Annotated in this window: 18 protein-coding genes and 1 other annotated feature; of the genes, 17 read left to right on the forward strand and 1 reads right to left on the reverse strand. The window is 49.9% G+C overall.

Annotation, left to right across the window (positions count from 1 at the left end; all coding sequences use genetic code 11):
- Positions 1-144 precede the first annotated feature (144 nt).
- Positions 145-1254: a DUF5722 domain-containing protein gene (locus GPK83_RS00005; RefSeq protein WP_215703681.1), complete on the reverse strand. Its 1110-nt coding sequence runs from the start codon at positions 1252-1254 to the stop codon at positions 145-147.
- A gap of 735 nt (positions 1255-1989) precedes the next feature.
- Here GPK83_RS00005 and GPK83_RS00010 point away from each other — a divergent pair.
- The 17 genes from GPK83_RS00010 to GPK83_RS00090 all read left to right on the forward strand — a co-directional run bounded on the left by GPK83_RS00010 (position 1990) and on the right by GPK83_RS00090 (position 19443).
- Positions 1990-3090, forward strand: coding sequence for a cell wall-binding protein (locus GPK83_RS00010; RefSeq protein ID WP_015553089.1), 1101 nt, complete (start codon positions 1990-1992; stop codon positions 3088-3090).
- A gap of 184 nt (positions 3091-3274) precedes the next feature.
- A complete protein-coding gene (locus GPK83_RS00015; RefSeq protein ID WP_330579494.1) occupies positions 3275-4273 on the forward strand; it encodes a rod shape-determining protein in 999 nt (332 codons plus the stop codon).
- A gap of 3 nt (positions 4274-4276) precedes the next feature.
- Entirely contained in the window at positions 4277-6541 is a 2265-nt protein-coding gene (locus GPK83_RS00020) for an ATP-dependent RecD-like DNA helicase (protein WP_215703682.1), read from the forward strand.
- 34 nt (positions 6542-6575) lie between these two features.
- Complete coding sequence (locus GPK83_RS00025; RefSeq protein WP_117469073.1) at positions 6576-7286, forward strand: ComF family protein; 711 nt, start codon at positions 6576-6578, stop codon at positions 7284-7286.
- Positions 7287-7446: 160 nt separating this feature from the next.
- A complete protein-coding gene (locus GPK83_RS00030; protein ID WP_117469074.1) occupies positions 7447-8370 on the forward strand; it encodes an ABC transporter substrate-binding protein in 924 nt (307 codons plus the stop codon).
- A gap of 111 nt (positions 8371-8481) precedes the next feature.
- Positions 8482-9192 (forward strand): amino acid ABC transporter permease, encoded by a 711-nt coding sequence (locus GPK83_RS00035; RefSeq protein ID WP_015553094.1) that lies wholly within the window; start codon positions 8482-8484, stop codon positions 9190-9192.
- Positions 9176-9961 (forward strand): amino acid ABC transporter ATP-binding protein, encoded by a 786-nt coding sequence (locus GPK83_RS00040; protein WP_117469075.1) that lies wholly within the window; start codon positions 9176-9178, stop codon positions 9959-9961. The genes GPK83_RS00035 and GPK83_RS00040 overlap by 17 nt, the downstream gene beginning before the upstream one ends.
- A 531-nt stretch (positions 9962-10492) precedes the next feature.
- Complete coding sequence (rpmG, locus tag GPK83_RS00045) at positions 10493-10642, forward strand: 50S ribosomal protein L33 (protein WP_008726232.1); 150 nt, start codon at positions 10493-10495, stop codon at positions 10640-10642.
- A gap of 27 nt (positions 10643-10669) precedes the next feature.
- Positions 10670-10876, forward strand: coding sequence for a preprotein translocase subunit SecE (gene secE / locus GPK83_RS00050; RefSeq protein ID WP_117469077.1), 207 nt, complete (start codon positions 10670-10672; stop codon positions 10874-10876).
- 15 nt (positions 10877-10891) lie between these two features.
- Positions 10892-11407 (forward strand): transcription termination/antitermination protein NusG, encoded by a 516-nt coding sequence (gene nusG, locus GPK83_RS00055; RefSeq protein ID WP_117484019.1) that lies wholly within the window; start codon positions 10892-10894, stop codon positions 11405-11407.
- Positions 11408-11523: 116 nt separating this feature from the next.
- On the forward strand, positions 11524-11949 hold the full coding sequence (rplK, locus tag GPK83_RS00060; protein ID WP_117469078.1) for a 50S ribosomal protein L11: 426 nt from the start codon (positions 11524-11526) through the stop codon (positions 11947-11949).
- A 93-nt stretch (positions 11950-12042) separates the two neighbouring features.
- Positions 12043-12738 carry a 50S ribosomal protein L1 gene (gene rplA, locus GPK83_RS00065; RefSeq protein ID WP_015553098.1) on the forward strand — a complete coding sequence of 232 codons (696 nt, stop codon included), beginning with the start codon at positions 12043-12045 and terminating at the stop codon, positions 12736-12738.
- A gap of 137 nt (positions 12739-12875) precedes the next feature.
- Positions 12876-13013: a sequence feature (ribosomal protein L10 leader region), on the forward strand.
- Positions 13014-13067: 54 nt separating this feature from the next.
- Positions 13068-13580: a 50S ribosomal protein L10 gene (gene rplJ, locus GPK83_RS00070; RefSeq protein ID WP_015553099.1), complete on the forward strand. Its 513-nt coding sequence runs from the start codon at positions 13068-13070 to the stop codon at positions 13578-13580.
- Positions 13581-13703: 123 nt separating this feature from the next.
- The gene (gene rplL / locus GPK83_RS00075; RefSeq protein WP_015553100.1) at positions 13704-14078 is read left to right on the forward strand and encodes a 50S ribosomal protein L7/L12; all 375 of its coding nucleotides are present in this window, start codon (positions 13704-13706) and stop codon (positions 14076-14078) included.
- Between the two features lie 467 nt (positions 14079-14545).
- Positions 14546-15172, forward strand: a complete 627-nt coding sequence (locus tag GPK83_RS00080) for an SIS domain-containing protein (protein ID WP_252196172.1) — start codon at positions 14546-14548, stop codon at positions 15170-15172.
- A gap of 24 nt (positions 15173-15196) precedes the next feature.
- Positions 15197-17470, forward strand: coding sequence for a hypothetical protein (locus GPK83_RS00085; RefSeq protein ID WP_215703684.1), 2274 nt, complete (start codon positions 15197-15199; stop codon positions 17468-17470).
- An 11-nt stretch (positions 17471-17481) separates the two neighbouring features.
- On the forward strand, positions 17482-19443 hold the full coding sequence (locus tag GPK83_RS00090) for a hypothetical protein (protein ID WP_215703685.1): 1962 nt from the start codon (positions 17482-17484) through the stop codon (positions 19441-19443).
- The last annotated feature ends 60 nt before the right edge of the window (positions 19444-19503 follow it).

Raw genomic sequence — 19503 nt, forward strand, 5'->3', positions numbered from 1 at the left:
CTATTGAAAGCGCCGTATACCGAACGGTACGTACGGTGCTGTGAGAGGACGGCGGTTAGCCACCGCCTCCTACTCGATTGATTTATTGTAAAAGTATCTGGCTGTCTGCTGTATCCCTAACGCGGACAGTCAGGCATTGGGAAATTACTGAAGATTCTTATAAACCTCAAAGCTCGGCTTTTTATTTCCGTTCACATCGATGAGGCCGAACGCATAATGCGCATCCAGAAGTCCTTGCTCATCCTTCATGCGGTTTAACAGGAATGCCTCAACATATGGATTTGCCTTTGCTGTCTCGTAAGCCTCTTTGATGCACTGAGCCTGGAGATCGAGGCACTGGCCGTTGTGGGCAGGAGAATCGGATGTGAAGCCCTGCTCGGAGAGGATCAGGTGGCGGACCTTTCCTGCCGGGGAGAGCATGTCCGCCTGCTGCATGTAGTCGGTCAGAACGTGGAGGTTCTTCAGGTTGATGATATAAGTATCTGCTTTCTCCAGCGTGTAGATATCATCGGTGAAGACCGGATCCTCGAAGGTCTCCGGATATGCGTGCCATGCGATGCCGTAGTCGGTATCTTTTAGGCGGCTGTTTAACCGCGGGATCATGTCCATAGCGCCGTACTTGAAGCCCTCGACCTGTCCGCAGTTCCAGCGGAAGTCAAACGGAATATAGACGTTTGCCAGCTTGTTGGAACCTTTGATGGTGTCGTACCAGGTGCGGAATCCGGTGGCGTAGTTGGAACAGTAGGTGTCGATATCCATCTGTCCGATATAGTTCCATGCCTGACCGTCATTGACTTCGTTGCCGATGACCCAGTTGGAGACACAATCCTTGAATGCCTCTGTGACGCGCTTTGCGGCATCTCTTGTGGACTGGACGCCTGCATCGTTTAAGGTGTTGAACGCGTAGTAGCTTGCGCCGGTTGGCTGGGATACCGGAAGAAGGGACGGGCTGTAGCTCGCTGCCGCCCAGTCGTTTAAGACGATCAGTGTCACGGTGACACCCGCCTGGTCAAGCTTTGTGTAGAGATCCTGACAGACAGATAACTGGCTGCTGAATGCCCAGGACATTGGAAAGTTTAAAACGACCTGAGATGCGCCCACCTCGAGGACATCCGGGATCTGGGCGTGCTCGTTGATCAGAACGCCCTTGATGGACTTCGGAGTCTGGTAGTGGTCGGCGTAGGCCGGAACAGCCATGGAAAAACAGAGAGCTGCGGACAGCGCGGCAGCTGCGATGCGTTTTAGCGAATTCATAAAATATCCTCCTGTGGAATGAGCCACTTTTGCGGAGTTTTGATTTCTGAAAATAATGCCTCCGCGTTGCTGGCAATGTTAATATATTTACTATACCGTGAGGGAAAATAGAAGTCAATGGAAAAGAACATAAAACTGGTGAAAAGGGAAGGATGTCGAAAGTTGAAGTTGAAATCAATGGCTGGAAGGATTATGTCCGGAAATAAAAGTTAAAAAACAAGAATATAGGAAACAAGGACTTTGGTAAATTGGCTGAGCAAAAAAATAGGAACCGCAGCCGTTCCTGCAGTCCCTAAGGGGAGTATGGAAAGTATCAATTTTTTAGGGGGACCTGCCAGAGTTGCCTCCGACAGGTATGAGTATGAAAAAGCTTTGTGTGTTCAAGTGTAACACTTGAAACAAAGGCAGGTTATCCTTTCGGATAACGTAATTATATTATATAGACAAAATGTGTCTAAACTGTGAGTAAAAAATTAAAAGAAAGTAAAATTACTTAACGAATAATGAAGAGCCGTATCGAAATATGGCGAAAATTGGCACAGAGACAGACAACAAATCCTGCGCCGAGGATTTCCCGGAGATCTGCCGCATTTTTGCCGAAGTTTGGCAGGAAATTTGAACATAAATTGTCCATAAATATCTGATATACTATATAATAAATTGGTATCAGAGAGGCCAAAAGCTTTTGATCCCAACATCTTGAGATAAGAGAAAAAGAAAACGGGGAGGTTCACAATGAAGAAAGAAAAAATGATATTAGTACCCGCAGCGTTTCTTATGACAGCAATGCTGGCATTTCCGGTTATGGCATCGGAAAGGATCGAGGAGGTCACGATCGATATCAGTGCAGTCCTGACAGATTCCGACAACCTTGAAGTTGAGGCGGAAGTGTCGGATGACGGCTGTTATGTGGATGAGGTGACAGTCACAAATACACCGAGCGGAGACTGGAACGACAGCACAAAGCCGAAGGTAAAAGTTACTCTTGGCGCGGAGAGCGGATATACGTTCTCCACCGGACTCGGTAGATCCGATGTATATCTCGGAAATGATGATCAGACGGTGACATCTGTTTCGAGAAGTACTTCAAAGCTGTCTGTCTATGTGACACTCCCGAAGATCGAAGATATCGACACGGACTATGATTCTGATGATGATTTGGAAGTATATGATCTTTTCTGGGATGACAGCTACGGTGGAGTTGCATGCTGGGAGGGATCTGATTCCGCAAAGAAATATCAGGTTCGTTTATATAGGGACGGAAGCGCAGTGGGCTCCACATATACGACAACGAATGATTACTACAACTTCTGTGGTTCCTTCGCAAAAAGTGGAAGTTATACATTTAAGGTAAAAGCGATCCGGGGAAACAACGAGACCAGCTGGCAGGAGTCTGACTCCAAAGATGTAAACAGCAGCGAGGCATCCGCAATCTACGCGAACCGCACAGCAGCAGCGAAGTATTACGGCAGCGGTTCCTCAGGATCAAACAATCAGACAAGCTCCAGCTCCTCCAGCACCGCAGACGGCGCATGGCTCCGCGACGGCAACGGCTGGTGGTGGTGCAACCCGGATAAGACTTACCCAGTGGCGAACTGGAAGCTGATCAACAACGTATGGTATTATTTCAACCAGTCCGGATATATGACAGAGAACCAGTGGGTAATGAACAACAACCGGTGGTATTACTGCGGAGTGTCCGGCGCGCTGGTCAAGAGCCAGTGGGTACAGACCAACGGCGCATGGTACTACTGCGGAGCTGACGGCGCGATGCTCACGAGCCAGATGATCGGCGGACAGTATTATGTTGATAAAAATGGCGTCTGGGTGCAGTAGAATAAAAATTTCAAAAACCCCTTTAAAAACAAAGGTCTTTCGTATATAATAAAAACTGATATTTCGCGCCCTGAATAAAGCAGGGTTTTCTGATAGAGAGATAAGCGAGGCACATCCCACCGATGGGATGTGGAAATGGATTCAGGAGATTTTCAGTTAGAGAGACAGGAGGAAGACGACAATGATGATGTCCAACGACATTGGAATTGACTTAGGTACCGCCAGCATCCTTGTATACATTAAGGGAAAAGGCGTTGTTTTAAAGGAGCCGTCCGTAGTAGCACTGGACAGAGAGACGAATAAAGTAATTACCTTCGGTGAGGAGGCGCGTCTGATGATCGGACGTACTCCGGGTAATATCGTTGCGGTAAGACCGCTCCGTAAAGGTGTAATTTCCGATTATACCGTAACCGAAAAAATGTTAAAATATTTCATTAACAAAGCGGTCGGAAAGAGAACCTTAAGAAAACCGCGTATCGCGGTCTGCATTCCGAGCGGTGCGACAGAGGTTGAGAGAAAGGCTGTTGAGGACGCAACTTACCAGGCAGGTGCCCGCGAGGTCTGCATCATCGAGGAGCCGGTTGCGGCAGCGATCGGTGCCGGAATCGATATTTCCAAGGCATGCGGAAACATGATCGTAGATATCGGAGGCGGTACTGCGGATATCGCAGTGATCTCTCTCGGAGGTACTGTAGTAAGTACTTCTATTAAGACTGCCGGAGATGACTTCGATGAAGCTCTCGTCCGCTATATGAGAAAGAAACATAACCTCTTAATCGGTGAGAGAACCGCTGAGGAGATCAAGATCAATATCGGTGCGGCTTACCGCCGTCCGGAGCTTGTGACGATGGAAGTCCGCGGAAGAAACCTTGTGACAGGTCTCCCGAAGACCATCGTTGTCACATCCGACGAGACACTTGAGGCGTTAAGAGAGCCGGCGATGCAGATCGTAGACGCCGTACACAATGTATTGGAGCGTACACCACCGGAGCTCGCGGCCGATATCTTCGACCGTGGAATCGTTCTTACCGGCGGTGGATCCCTGATCTCCGGACTTGACGCCCTGATCGAGGAGAAGACCGGAATCACGACAATGATCGCGGAGGAGCCGCTTACAGCGGTTGCGATCGGAACCGGTAAGTTTATCGAGTTCGCACACGGCGGAAAAGGCGCAGAAAAATAAAAAATGGCAACTGTAACAGGCTATGTGGAAAGAATCAAATACCGCAACGAGGATAACGGTTACTCGGTCTTAAGCGTGGCGGACGGGGGAGAAGAATATATCCTCGTCGGCACATTTCCCTACATCAGTGAGGGAGAGCGGATCGAGGCGACGGGCCGGATGGTGGAACACTCCATCTACGGTGAACAGCTTGCGGTGGAGAGCTATGAGATAAAAGCTCCCGAGGACACACTGGCAATTGAACGGTATCTCGGCTCCGGTGCTATCAAAGGCATCGGAGCTGCTTTAGCTAAAAGGATCGTAAAGAAGTTCAAGGCGGACACCTTCCGGATCATGGAGGAGGAGCCGGAACGTCTCGCCGAGGTCAAGGGCGTCAGCGAGCGCATGGCGATGGAGATCAGCAGCCAGGTGGAGGAAAAAAGAGATATGCGTCAGGCCATGGTGTTCCTTCAGCAGTACGGGATCTCCATGAACCTTGCGGTGAAGATCTACCAGCATTACGGTCCGGGAATGTACTCCGTGATCCAGGAGAATCCGTATCAGCTGGCGGACGATATCCAGGGGGTGGGATTTAAGATCGCGGACGAGATCGCGGCGAAGGTCGGGATCTTCACGGATTCCGATTACCGGACCCGCAGCGGACTTTTCTATGCCCTGCTCCAGGCGACGGGAAACGGCCATACATATCTGCCGGAGGAGGAGCTGTTTGCCAATGCGTCGGCACTCTTGAACGTAGAACCGGAGCATATGGAAAAGCATCTGGTGGATCTCCAGATGGAGAAGAAGCTGGTGGTGAAGGAAAAGGATGGGAAACGGATCGTCTATCCGGCGCAGTTCTATTATATGGAACTCAATACGGCGAGAATGCTGCATGACCTGAATCTCCACTCGAAGATCGATGAGGACGACGTGAAAAAGCGCCTGAAAAAGATCACGGAGGCGGAGAAGATCGAGCTGGACGAGCTTCAGGAGCAGGCGGTCATGGAAGCTGTGGGTAACGGTCTCCTTATCATCACCGGAGGTCCGGGAACCGGTAAGACGACAACCATCAACACGATCATCCACTATTTCGACCAGGAAGACATGGACATTCTTCTGGCTGCTCCGACGGGCCGTGCGGCGAAGCGCATGACGGAGGCGACGGGATACGAGGCGAAGACGATCCACAGACTTCTGGAGCTTACGGGCGCTCCGACAGTTGATCGGAAAAACAACGGCAATTCCGGCGAGAACCGGCTGGAGGGCATGCATTTTGAGCGGAACGAGGAAAATCCTCTGGACGCGGATGTGATCATCATCGATGAAATGTCCATGGTGGATATCAGCCTGATCCACTCACTCTTAAAGGCGGTGAATGTAGGAACGAGGCTGATCCTTGTGGGTGATGTAAACCAGCTTCCCAGCGTGGGGCCGGGAAATGTTCTCCGGGACATGATCGCGTCGGAGGCGTTCCCTGTGGTGAAGCTCACAAAGATCTTCCGTCAGGCGGCCCAGAGCGACATTATCGTCAATGCCCATAAGATCAACGACGGGGAAACAGTTCCTTTAAATAAGAAGAGCCGTGACTTTCTGTTTATCCGGCGCGATTATCCGGCGGATATTGTGAAGGATATGATGGTCCTCGTGCAGGACAAGCTTCCGAACTATGTCCATGCCGAGATGTCAGATATCCAGATCATGACACCGATGCGGAAAGGCGCTCTCGGAGTCGAGGCGTTAAATAAGCAGCTTCAGGAGAAGTTTAACCCGCCTGCGGCGAATAAGCAGGAGAAAGAGTCCGGCGGGACGATCTTCCGTGTGGGCGATAAGGTCATGCAGATCAAGAACAACTATCAGATCGAGTGGGAGGTCCGCAACCGCTACGGAATCCCGGTGGATAAGGGCGAAGGCGTTTTCAACGGGGATACGGGGATCATCCGCTCCATCAACAGCTTCGCGGAGACCATGGAGGTGGAATTTGATGAGCGGCGGATGGTGGAGTACAGCTTTAAGCAGTTGGAGGAGCTGGAGCTTGCCTACGCGATCACGATCCACAAATCCCAGGGAAGCGAATATCCGGCAGTTGTGATCCCGGTCCATTCCGGTCCGCGGATGCTGATGACGAGAAATCTGATCTACACGGCGGTTACGAGGGCGAAATCCTGCGTCTGCCTCGTGGGAATACCGGAGGTGTTCCAGGCGATGGTGGACAATGAGGTGGAGCAGAAACGGTACTCAGGGCTGAAGGACCGGATTCTGGAGATTGATACATCTATGATGCAGAAATAGACCTGCACTATTTGTTCTAATATTTATATTTAACATGAAATTTAATAAAATTCTTGATGTCCTATATCCCCGCCGCTGTCCGGTATGCGGGGATATCACTGGCAGTTCCGGGCGGATGATCTGTCCGGACTGCCTTCATAAACTATCGTTTGTAAGATCACCGGTATGTAAAAAATGCGGAAAAGAGATTGAAGACGGGAGTCTGGAGTTCTGCCCGGACTGCATGCGCCATCCGCGTGCCTTTGAGTACGGGATCGCCTTATTAAATTACGATGAGGCGGCGAGGCATTCCATGGCGCAGATCAAGTACAATAATAAGAGAGAGTACCTGGATTTTTACGGGACAGCTCTGGCGGCACGGTACGGACGGACAATCCGCCGGATGCAGGCAGATGCCCTGGTCCCGGTGCCGGTCCATGCCACGAGGAAAAAGACCCGGGGATTCAATCAGGCAGAGATCCTGGCACGGGTCATCGGAAAGAAGCTGGGGATTCCGGTGATACCGGAAATGCTGGTGAGAAATAAGAAGACGCTGCCGCAGAAGGATCTTTCGGCAGCGGAGCGGCTTAAGAACCTTTCCGGTGCCTTTGCGGCGGGGGAGATCCCGGAGGGGATCAGGAGTGTGATCCTTGTGGACGACATTTATACAACGGGCAGTACCATCGAGGCGTGCGCGAGAGCCCTGCGGGCATCGGGGATCAGCCGGATCTATTTCGTTGTGATCTGCATGACCGGGGGCAGATAGGACAGGGAAAAGTGATATGCATACAGGTTATAGAATGAGAGATACTGCATAAATATGCAAAAGCATATGCATAAACACTTGCTTTTTGTATAGGCCTGTGGTATAGTGGGTTCCGTCGAAAAAGTTGCAAATCCGTATTGGGTTAGAGGAGGAAAATATTATGAAAAAGGCGATTGCATTATGTCTGACCGCTGCAATGGCAGCATCACTTCTTACAGGCTGCGGCAGCAAAACTACAGAGACAACGGCAGCAGCAGAGAACAAGACAGAGACAACAGCAGGTGCGGCTGCAGAAGAAAAGAAAGATGAGGCAGCCGGAGTTGTTAAGGTGATCGAATATGATCTTACAGATGAGCAGTATGCATTTGGCGTGGATAAAGACCAGCCGGAGCTGCTTGAGCAGGTAAATGCATTCATCGCAAAGATCCAGGAGGACGGAACCTTCGATACGATCTGTGATAAATATTTCAGTGATGGCGAGCCGGCTGCAGTAGAATCCGCAGAGTATGATGCTTCCAAGGATCAGCTTGTTGTTGCGACAAACGCATCCTTTGAGCCGTTTGAGTACGTAGACGGCGACAGCTACAAGGGAATCGATATGGAGCTTGCTTCTCTTCTTGCACAGGAGCTTGGCAAGGAGCTTGTAATTGAAAACATGGACTTTGATGCCGTATGCTTATCTGTTGGTCAGCACAAATGCGATATCGCAATGGCTGGCTTAACGATTAACGAGGAGAGAGAAGAATATGTAACCTTCTCTGATCCGTATTATAAAGCATCCCAGAGACTGGTTACGCTGGCAGATGATACGGCTTTTGATGACTGCAAGGATGCAGCGTCCGTAGAAGAGATCCTTAAGGGCTTAAGTGCGAGCGACAAGATCGGCGGACAGCAGGGAACAACAGCCCAGTACTTCATTGAGGGCAGTGATGACTGGGGCTTTGAAGGATTTCCGGCTGAGTGGGTACCGTATAAGAGCGCATCTCTTGCAGTTCAGGATATGATCAATGGCAACTTGAAATATGTGCTCATTGATGCGGCTCCGGCGGAAAGCATCACAAAGGCGATCAACGCAATGCAGTAAAAATATTGGAAATACTGGTTATAAAAGCGGGGGCAGGATACGGTTCGCTCCCGTTTTTGACTGTACTGGAACATGGCTGGAAACGCTGTGTTTTTGCTATCTGGAGGTATTATGGGAAACTTCGGGAACAAATGGAACAAGTTTGTACAGATATTTATTGAGAAAAACGGTTACGTCAAGGTCGTACAGGGTCTGCAGAATACGCTTCTGATCGCGGTAGTCGGCATGCTCATCGGTGTTTTGATCGGTACCATCATCGCGACGGTCCGCGTCCTGCCGAAATATAAGACACTTCCGCGGGCGCTGAATGCGGTCTGCAGCTTCTATGTGGGTCTCTTCCGCGGAACCCCGATGGTCGTGCAGCTTCTGATCTTCTACTATGTTATGCTGCCGCTTATGGGGATCAAGCTGCCGGGTGTCCGTGTTGCCATGGTGGTCTTTGGCTTAAACAGCGGCGCGTATATTTCCGAGATCATGCGAAGCGGTATCCAGTCCGTTGATCCGGGACAGCTTGAGGCGGGACGTGCAGTTGGTCTTGGCTTTGGTCCTGCGATGATCCGGATCGTAATCCCGCAGGCAGTGAAAAATATTCTTCCGACTCTGGGCAATGAGTTTATTGCCCTGATCAAGGAAACCTCCGTTGTCAGCTTCGTCGGCGCGGCGGATCTTTACGTTGCCTTCAACTATATCGGAAGCAACAGCTACGAGTTCATGGTCCCGTATCTTGTCATGGCGGCGATCTACATCGTTCTCGTGCTGGTGATCTCAATTCTTGTAAAACTGATGGAAAGGAGCCTGAAGAAGAGTGATAGACGTCATTGATCTGAAAAAAACATTTGGTGATCTGGAAGTCCTGAAGGGAATCAATGTGACCATCAATAAAGGTGACATCGTTGTAGTCATCGGTCCGTCCGGCTCCGGAAAAAGTACATTTTTAAGATGCCTGAACTGTATGGAGGATCCGACCTCCGGCAGCATCATTTTTAACGGCGTAGATATCGCCGATATGCGCGTGGACATCAATATCCACCGCCGCCATATGGGCATGGTATTCCAGCACTTCAACCTGTTCAACAATATGACTGTGATCGAGAATATTATGATGGCGCCGGTCTATGTGCGCTGTAAAGAGTTAAAGAAGGCAAAGAGAAAAGGAACGCTGGCACCTGATGCGCCGAAGACAAAGGCGGAGATCAAGGCACAGGCGAGAGAGGAAGCTCTGGAGCTGTTACGCCGCATCGGTCTTGAGGATAAAGCAGACGTTTACCCGTCCACTCTTTCCGGCGGACAGAAGCAGCGTGTGGCCATCGTCCGCGCTCTGGCGATGAAGCCGGATGTGATCCTCTTCGATGAACCGACGAGTGCTCTCGATCCGGAGATGGTAGGTGAGGTACTGGATCTCATGAAGGAGCTTGCAAACGAAGGAATGACCATGGTCGTTGTAACCCACGAGATGGGCTTTGCGAGAGAGGTTGCAAACCGCGTGCTGTTTATGGATCAGGGAAAAATTCTCGAAGAAGCTCCACCGGAAGAATTCTTCGCGCATCCGAAGAATGAGAGAACAAAGGAATTTTTATCGAAGGTCCTGTAAATATTAGATAATGAAAAGCTTCTTGTTGCCTGAAAGATGGAAACGAGAGGCTTTTTTTATTTACGCGACAACTGACCAAAGTCCGCTCTTGCGCAAAATCTTGTTCTCAATAGTGCCCCTTCTCCTTGGCGTGCCAACTACACAGCAGCAGGGAACTTTCAGAAAGCAGTGCCTGGATACAGGGATCTGGTTCCTCTTGGCTCGCAGGTGAATGCGTTGGAAAAAAGATGATGCTTGTCTGAGCGAAGCGAGTTGCATCATCTTTTTTTCGTCCCTAGCAGTCGCCCGCAAGCCTAGAGGAACCTTCCCTGAATCCCACAAGCACTGCTTTCTGAAAGTTCCCTGCCCCGCCAATCAACTAAAACTCCACGAAAACTCTTATTTCTCAAGGAAATGCTTGACGCGCCGCAATTCTTATGTTACAATATTCGGGCGAATGGAAGATATAGGTCTTTTTTTTATGCTCAAAAAACGATAGCAATGAATAGAGAAAAGACCGCCTTACAAAGAAATTAAACGGAGGTGGAAGTCGTGCGCACTAAGATTACACTGGCATGCACAGAATGCAAGCAGCGCAACTACAACATGACGAAGGATAAGAAGACTCATCCGGACCGCATGGAGACAAAGAAGTACTGCAGATTCTGCAAGAGACATACGATGCACAAAGAAACTAAGTAATCCGGTTTGCAAGAAGGACGTGAATTTATGGGAGAAACGGCAAGTAATGAGAAAGCCCCTAAAACGGACTTTATCAAAGGCTTAAAAGCTGAATTCAATAAGATCATCTGGCCGGATAAGGATACGCTTACGAAAGAGACCGCTGTAGTAGTCGTATCAACAGTAATTCTGGGGATTGTTATCGCAGCCCTTGACCTGATCATCAAATTTGGTCTCAATATTGTACTTGGTTAAGGATGAGGTGAAGATATGTCAGAAGCACAATGGTATGTTGTACACACTTATTCCGGATATGAGAATAAGGTAAAGGTTGACATTGAGAAAACAATCGAAAACAGAGGTCTTCAGGATCAGATCTTAGAGGTCTCCGTCCCGCTGGAAGAAGTCATCGAGCTTAAAAACGGTGCTCAGAAGCAGGTCGAGCGTAAGATGTTCCCGGGCTATGTGCTGATTCATATGATCATGAATGATGATACATGGTACGTTGTACGGAACACCAGAGGCGTAACCGGATTCGTAGGACCGGGATCCAAGCCGGTGCCGCTTTCAGAAGAAGAGATGATGAGCCTTGGCTTTAAGACACCGGATGTCGTTGTGGATTTCGCCGTCGGAGATACCGTCGTTGTTACGGCCGGCGCATGGAAGGATACCGTCGGTGTCATTAGAACCGTCAATGAGTCCAAGCAGTCCATTACAATCAACGTCGAAATGTTCGGCCGTGAAACACCGGTGGAACTGAGCTTTTCTGAAATCAAGAAGATGTGACCGTAAACGGACTAAGATCCGGACCGGTCGTCCGTACCTTTTTAAGAAAACGGACTTTGTGCCCGCGTGGGAGGGAAATCCCCGACATTACCACATTATTTAGGAGGTGCCTAATTATGGCAAAGAAAGTTACAGGTTATATTAAATTACAGATTCCTGCCGGCAAGGCAACACCGGCTCCGCCAGTTGGACCGGCTCTTGGACAGCACGGTGTAAACATCGTACAGTTCACAAAGGAGTTCAACGCTAAGACTGCTGATCAGGGCGATATGATCATCCCGGTTGTTATCACAGTTTATGCTGACAGAAGCTTCAGCTTCATCACAAAGACTCCGCCGGCTGCTGTATTATTAAAGAAGGCTGCAAAGATCAAATCCGGTTCTGCAACACCGAACAAAGCAAAGGTAGCTACTCTTACAAGAGCAGAAGTACAGAAGATCGCTGAGCTCAAGATGCCAGACTTAAACGCTGCAAGCATCGAGGCTGCAACAAGCATGATCGCTGGTACTGCTCGTTCCATGGGTATCACCGTAACAGACTGATCGTAAGCGACTGAATGGAGGATGGACCTCCATATACAGCAACAATCACGTGGGAGGGAGGACTCCCGACACTACCACAGGAGGTTTTTTATAATGAAAAGAGGAAAAAGATACGTAGAAGCGGCAAAAGCTATCGACCGCGCTACTCTTTATGATACAGCAGATGCAATCGCATTAGTTAAAAAGTCTGCTGTTGCTAAATTTGATGAAACAATCGAGGCTCACTTAAGAACAGGCTGTGATGGCCGTCATGCTGATCAGCAGATCCGTGGTGCAGTAGTTCTGCCGCACGGAACAGGTAAGACTGTTCGTATCCTTGTATTCGCTAAAGGACCGAAGGCTGATGAGGCTCAGGCTGCAGGCGCTGACTTCGTTGGAGCAGAGGATTTAATCCCGAAGATCCAGAACGAAGGCTGGTTAGATTTCGATGTAGTTGTTGCTACACCGGATATGATGGGCGTTGTTGGACGTCTTGGTCGTGTACTTGGACCGAAGGGCTTAATGCCGAACCCGAAGGCTGGTACCGTAACAATGGACGTTACAAAAGCTATCAAAGAGATCAAAGCTGGTAAGATTGAGTACAGACTCGATAAGACAAACATCATTCACGTGCCAGTAGGTAAGGCTTCTTTCACAGAAGAACAGTTAGCGGACAACTTCCAGACGCTTATGGATGCAATCAACAAAGCAAAACCGAGCACAGTAAAGGGCGCTTACTTAAAGAGCGTTACTCTTACTTCCACAATGGGCCCGGGCGTTAAGTTAAACGTAGCTAAGTTAACAAACTAGTCGATTGTGTCATTTTAACTGTCAGACATTGATCTGGTTCTGTGCCCCAGCGGCGTACAACCGGATTGACCGTCTGGCAGTATTTTAATGCAAAAAAACTAAAAAAGTGATTGACAATCCAAATATATTATGATAAACTATTTGGGTATTGAATGCCGAAGACAGCAGGTGCCGTAAGGCGTAAGGTAAAAACACCTGCCGAGGGACGTACAAAACTCACACAGAATTTTGTAAACCTCTCGGTCTGCGGACAGAGAGGTTTTTCTGATAAGCGAAAAAATGCTGTGACGGCGAATCCAATACTAAATAAAACAGGAGGTAAACCATTCATGGCAAAAGTTGAATTAAAGCAGCCGGTAGTTGCTGAGATCGCTGAAGTCCTCAACGGAGCAAAGTCTGCTGTAGTCGTTGACTACCGTGGATTAACTGTTGAGCAGGATACTGCTCTTCGTAAACAGTTAAGAGAAGCTGGTGTTTCTTATAAAGTATATAAGAACACAATGATCCGCTTCGCTGCAAAGGGAACTGAGTTCGAAGCACTTGAGCCGCATCTTGAAGGACCGACAGCACTTGCTGTTTCTAAAGAAGATGCAACAGCTCCGGCCAGAGTATTAGCTGAGTTCGCAAAGAAAGCTGACAAGCTTGAATTAAAAGGCGGCGTTGTAGAGGGAACATACTACGATGCAGCAGGTATCGGTGTGATCGCAAGCATCCCGTCCAGAGAGGTTCTTCTTGGAAGACTTCTTGGAAGCATGCAGTCCCCGATCACAAACTTCGCACGCGTTCTCAACCAGATCGCAGAGAAGAACGGCGAAGGCGCAGAAGCTCCGGCAGAGGCTTAATCCTCATCCCGGTCCTGCAGGCGGAAACACGCATCGCGTGATCCCGTCAAAGGCAGCATAGATGCTGTATAAAAGTTGTGAAAAACAAACGTGAAATATAAATTATTATGGAGGTAAATTATAATGGCAAAGTTAACAACCGCTGAGTTTATCGAAGCTATCAAGGAATTATCCGTATTAGAGTTAAACGAATTAGTAAAGGCTTGTGAGGAAGAGTTCGGTGTATCCGCAGCAGCAGGCGTAGTAGTTGCAGCAGCAGGCGCTGGCGCAGCAGCAGAGGAAGAGAAGACTGAGTTCGACGTTGAGCTTACAGAAGTAGGCCCGAACAAGGTTAAAGTTATCAAAGTTGTTCGTGAAGTAACAGGTCTTGGCCTCAAGGAAGCTAAGGACGTTGTAGACGGCGCTCCGAAGGTTCTTAAGCAGGGTGCATCCAAAGACGAAGCTAACGACATCAAGACAAAACTTGAGGCTGAAGGCGCTAAGATTACTCTTAAGTAATCAACTTTGTAACTGTTCAGTAGGTCTGCGCACTTGCTGCGCTGACCGTAAGAAAACCTAGGCTAAAAGGCAAAAATCCATCGGCGTAGCCGATTTGGAATGGATTTTTGCATGTAACTGTGAAGGTACTGAACAGTTACTCAACTTTTATACTTTGAATGTTTTGATCCGCAGGAAGATGACTTCCTGCGGATTTTTTCATGTAACAGGAAATTCCGAGGAATTCCCCGTTACATAAAAAGGCACTGACGTGCCAAAGATGCACACTCGCGCAAAGATGTAGATTGTCGCAAGCGGCCGCGCGAGGCGCGAGAATGTGCCTTAGCACATTCTTTTCATTTTGGGGCGATTGTAAGTAATTTGGCGGTGGAAAGACAGGCGCTTATGTGTTAAAATGGATAGCATGAAAATGGCATTGCCTGCCCATTATGCGTATCAATGATCGGGCAGGACAAAAAGGAGAAAAAATGATTGAGGAATTAGTAAAGAGATATCCGGTTCTGGAATCCGTAAAGGGCCAGATCGAGGATGCATACAAGATCTTGGAGACATGCTATGAGAACGGAGGAAAGCTTCTGATCGCCGGAAACGGAGGAAGCGCCGCAGACTCTGACCATATCGTCGGGGAGCTGATGAAAGGTTTTGTAAAGCGCCGCCCGGTATCCGCGGAATTCGCCGAGGCGTTAAAGCAGGCGGACCCGGAGAGAGGGGAAGAACTGGCGAAAAAGCTTCAGGGCGGGCTCCCAGCCATCGCCCTCACAAATCATACGGCTCTCTCCTCCGCATTCGCAAACGATGTGGATGGAATGCTCTCTTACGCACAGCAGGTAAACGGCTACGGAAAAGCAGGGGATGTGTTCCTCGGAATCAGCACCTCCGGAAACTCTGAGAATGTGATGTACGCCGCAGTGACTGCAAAGGCGAAGGGACTTAAAGTTGTCGGTCTTACGGGAAAGACAGGCGGAAAGCTCGCGAAGCTCGCAGATGTCGCTATTATCGTGCCGGAGCAGGAGACCTACAAGATCCAGGAACTCCACCTGCCGATCTACCATGTGCTCTGCCTGATGTTAGAAGATAAGTTTTATGCGGAATAAAAAGACCATGACCTGGGGGGAATTATGAAGAGACGGGAATGTGCCTCGTTAATTATTCTGGCATTGGCGGCGGTACCCGCACTGTTAGTTGCCATCGGACAGGTTTATGTGACAGGCGTAGACGGGATCAGGCTCAGAAGAACGGAGACCATCGACCTTCTGACGGAGATCGCGGTGCTGTTCTTTTTATATCTGTTCACGATCTGGAAAATTGAATCGAACCGGATCCGGACAGGTGCAGTACTTCTCATCACAGCCGGATTTCTCTGGATCCATCAGGCATTCACGGCGATGATCCTGTCAGGCGCGTATGTGCTGGTGCTTTTGATGCTCGGCGCACGGATCCGCAGAGGGATGGACCGTGAGCACAGATGGAGGGAGTACCATGTGATCACAGGGCTGGCGGACTTCCTTCTTGGAAGTGGATTTATGATATGCCTGTTCTGCCTGGGATCCCTGTTTTTCAGATGTGGGATCACAAGCTTCCGGTTTCTCACAGTGGTCATCGCTGGACTTCTGGCTGGGTACCGGATGATGGAATTGAGGGCGGCGGGAGATAGCGGAATGCCGTGGAAACGCGTGCCGCAGAGAACCAGGATCTCCCTGGAGATGTCCATCTGTATCGCGCTCATGTTCGCCATGATCCTTTTGCAGGCGGGACGAATGAATATCTGTGCCGACTACGATTCCCTCCATTACGGACTGCGGAATGAGTATGTTCTGGACAACGGCGGCGGAATCTATGAAAATCTCGGAATGGTCAATGTGGTGTACACCTATTCGAAAGGCCTTGAGACATTGCTTTTACCGATCTCCGGGCTGCCGTCCTACGGATTTTTCCTGAGCTTCCAGATTTGGATGACTGTCGGCACTCTGATCGCGGCGGGACAGATCGTGGAGCTGTTTGTCGGAAGAAGGTATGCGGTGAGATGCATGACACTTCTCTCCTGCATTCCGGGAATCATGAACATGTCCATCACGGCAAAGACGGATTCCATGACGGTGTTTATGCAGCTTGTACTGCTGCTGTTTCTTCTGCTCTATATCCGCAGACAGAGGAGCGCGTATCTCGTGCTGGCGGTGGACGCCTACCTGATGACGCTTGTGTTAAAGCCAACGGCACTTGTATTTTCAACGGTGGCTGCTGGAACGGCGGGGCTTTATATCCTGCTCACGAGACTGCTGAAATTCCGGCTGAAGGGAAGTTTTCTTCCTTCCTGTATCTATATGATCCCGATGTGGCTTCTCATCTGGTACCGGACATGGCTGCACACAGGACTTCCGCTGACATCCGTGTTTAACTCGATCTGGGCGGCCCTCGGATTTACCGTGAGGTACCCGTACCGGTTTGAAAGTCTGCCGTCGAACGGAGGGTCCCTGATCTCAATCGAGGGACTAAAGCACATTTTAAAGAGAATTTATGGTGTCCTCATGGCCCCTGTGGGCGAGGACATGGCCCATGTGCGGATTGCCTGGGGCACACCGCTGCTTCTGCTCTTTCTTCTTCTCGTCTGTCTGCCGGTGCTGGCGGATGTGAGAAGATCGAGGCAGAAAGAGAAAAATACCGTGATCTGCCTGGCATTGGTATTTGTGACGAATGGACTCATGAGTCTTGTGGCACTTTACCTGTTATGGCAGGTGGACGGCAACTATTTCCTGCTTCTCTATGCGCTGTCAGCGATCATGGCGGTGATTGTGGTAGGAAAATTAAAGAGCGGTTTCCTGCGCGGGTCCATATGCAGGATGCTGGTACCGTTTATTCTCTTTAATGTGACCATCACGGCGGTCAGCAACTGGGGCGGAACCCTGGGACTGACACCGGTGAAGTTCATCCACAAGGGATATTATGATCATATGGAAGAGTCCCATGAACTGCTTGCTTTCTACGGAAATGAGAAGATATGGGATATCCTGGCGGAGAACCCGAGAACCCGCGTCGTCGTATTCGGTGAGCAGCCGGAAATGCTGAGGTTCCCGTGCAGCACTCAGAGTTACACGGACATTGAGGGAAGCGGTGGAAACTTTAATCTCTCATCCAGCCCGGAGGCGCTGGCGGACTTCTTTACATTCGCGGGAGTAGATTACATCTATCTCGGAAGCGGATACTTAAAGCCTGGAACGGATGGATTCCGGAACGTGACAGGTCTCTTAAAACAGGGGTATCTTATGGATCTCCTGTATGAAAACGGAAACGGGCTTGCGGTATTCTCGTCTGATCCGAAGAACCTCACCGAGGAGGAGAGTGAGGCGCTTTTAGCGGAGTTTACTGAAAAATACTGGCCCGGAGAACAGCAGTAAGGGGATAAGACATGAATTTACAGGAGAAGATCCTGAAAGTGTGGAGGAGGTGGAGCCCGGAGCTCCTCATCTTTGCGATCTTTCTGGGATTTGGATTTTGGATCAACCGTGAAGTGGAATTAAAGGGACTTTACATGGATGACCTGTATCTCTGGTCCTGCTACGGGAACCAGTCATTTACGGAGTATGTATTCCCAATGGGCAGCAGCCGCTTCCGCTTCCTGTTTTATCTGGCGTCCTGGCTGGAGCTTTTCTTCATCGGGGGACATGTGGAATGGATGGTTCCATTCAACATCATCCTGAATACGGGAATCGCATACAGCATTTACAGGATGGCGGTGTCATTCAGCGACGGGCGAAGGATCATAAGCTTCGCTGTGGGGATTCTCTACCTGTCATCCAGAATGGCATATTATCAGATCGGCCAGTTTTACGGTCTGATGGAGAGCCTGGCGCTCTGGGCAGCGCTGGGGATACTGTGGTTTCTGTACCGGTATGTGAATGAGAAAAAAACGGGGGCCTTTCTCATGGCAAACCTCCTGTATTTCGTGGTCAGCTTCATTCACGAACGGTATATGGCGCTTCTTCCATTGTTGCTTCTGGCAGTAGCCCTCGGATTTGGAAAGGGACTGGCGCCGGAGACTGTGACAGCGGAGACAGGGAGAAATAGTGAACCGAACCGCGCCGCGGAGCCGGGACGAAGCCGCGGAAGAGGACAGAGCCGCGGGGCGCAGAATAAAAAAGAGGCGGCGGCCCGCACAGCAGCGGCTGAGGAGAAGGTTGGTTTCCATCTCCCGAAGCTCCTGCTTTTCGTGATCACGCTTTTCGTGTTCGGCGCGATCCAGATGATCCGCCTTTACACTATCGGAACGCTTTCACCGGCGGGAACCGGCGGAACTGACGTGGCAGATACTTTTAAGTTCACGGATGCCATTGGACAGGCACTGACCCAGGTGGGATTCGTGTTTGGGAGAAACTCCGGACCGCTCCACCTCTGTATCGAACCGTTTGCGGACAGCCCGGATAGAATCAAAAATCTTATTCTGGCGGCGGAGGCAATTCTGGGTGTCGGCGTTCTGGCGGCTGTGATCGGTATGATCCGGGCGCGGGATGAGATCGTCTGCCATTTAAAGAACGCGGTGCTGTTCCTTGTGTTTATCACACTCTGCATCGGCAGCTCCAGCGTGACGATCCGTGTGGAGATGCGCTGGGTCTATGTGGCTTACGCGGCGGCGCTTCTGTTCTTTGCCTACCTGTCACGGGTGATGGGGAAGGCGGGGATCCTGGTGCTGTTGTACGGCTGCCTGATCTTCCCGGTGGAGACATATTACCGGGACAACTGGGACAACCTGTATCTGTGGGCGCCCCAGAGCCAGTATAATTCCCTGGCGGAGAAGACATACGGAACATACGGGGACGATATCTTCGACAAGGAGATCTACATCATCGGGAAGGATTTTGAGATCAGTGATTTTAATGCTGAAACATTCCTGAAAGTATATGCAAAAGATAAAACAAATGTTCCGAAGCTCCAGTTTATCGACAGTGACATGGATCTCAAGGAGATCACGGATGACATGGTGCTCCTGTGTGAGGATCCGGAGCACAACGCATACAACGATGTGACGGAGATCGTGAAGAGGCAGAGGTTCGACACGCCTTTCGGCAGCTATTCGGACGGATGGATCGATGAGCACGCGAAGATCGTTCTGACAAACGGGGAGAGCAGCAAGCTGACCTTAAAGTGCTACTACCCGGGCAGGCTTACAGGCGGTGAGACCTGTAAGATCAAGGTGAACGGACGGCAGATGGCTGATCTTGTATTTACGGACAACACGATGTACTACGAGATCCCGGCTGCGCCGTATCAGAGATTTACCGTGGAATTTTCCTGCAACTTCTATGTGAAAGGGGCGAAGGAACACCGCGGGGAGGAAAATCTGGCGATGGTCGTGAAGGTGGTAGACCAGTAAAAGAGGCAGGTCCGCAGAAATTTTTGCGGACCGCCGGGAAAACGCAGGAATGAAATTTTC

This window comes from Clostridium sp. MCC328, from assembly GCF_018785465.1.
Lineage (GTDB): Bacteria > Bacillota > Clostridia > Lachnospirales > Lachnospiraceae > Pilosibacter > Pilosibacter fragilis.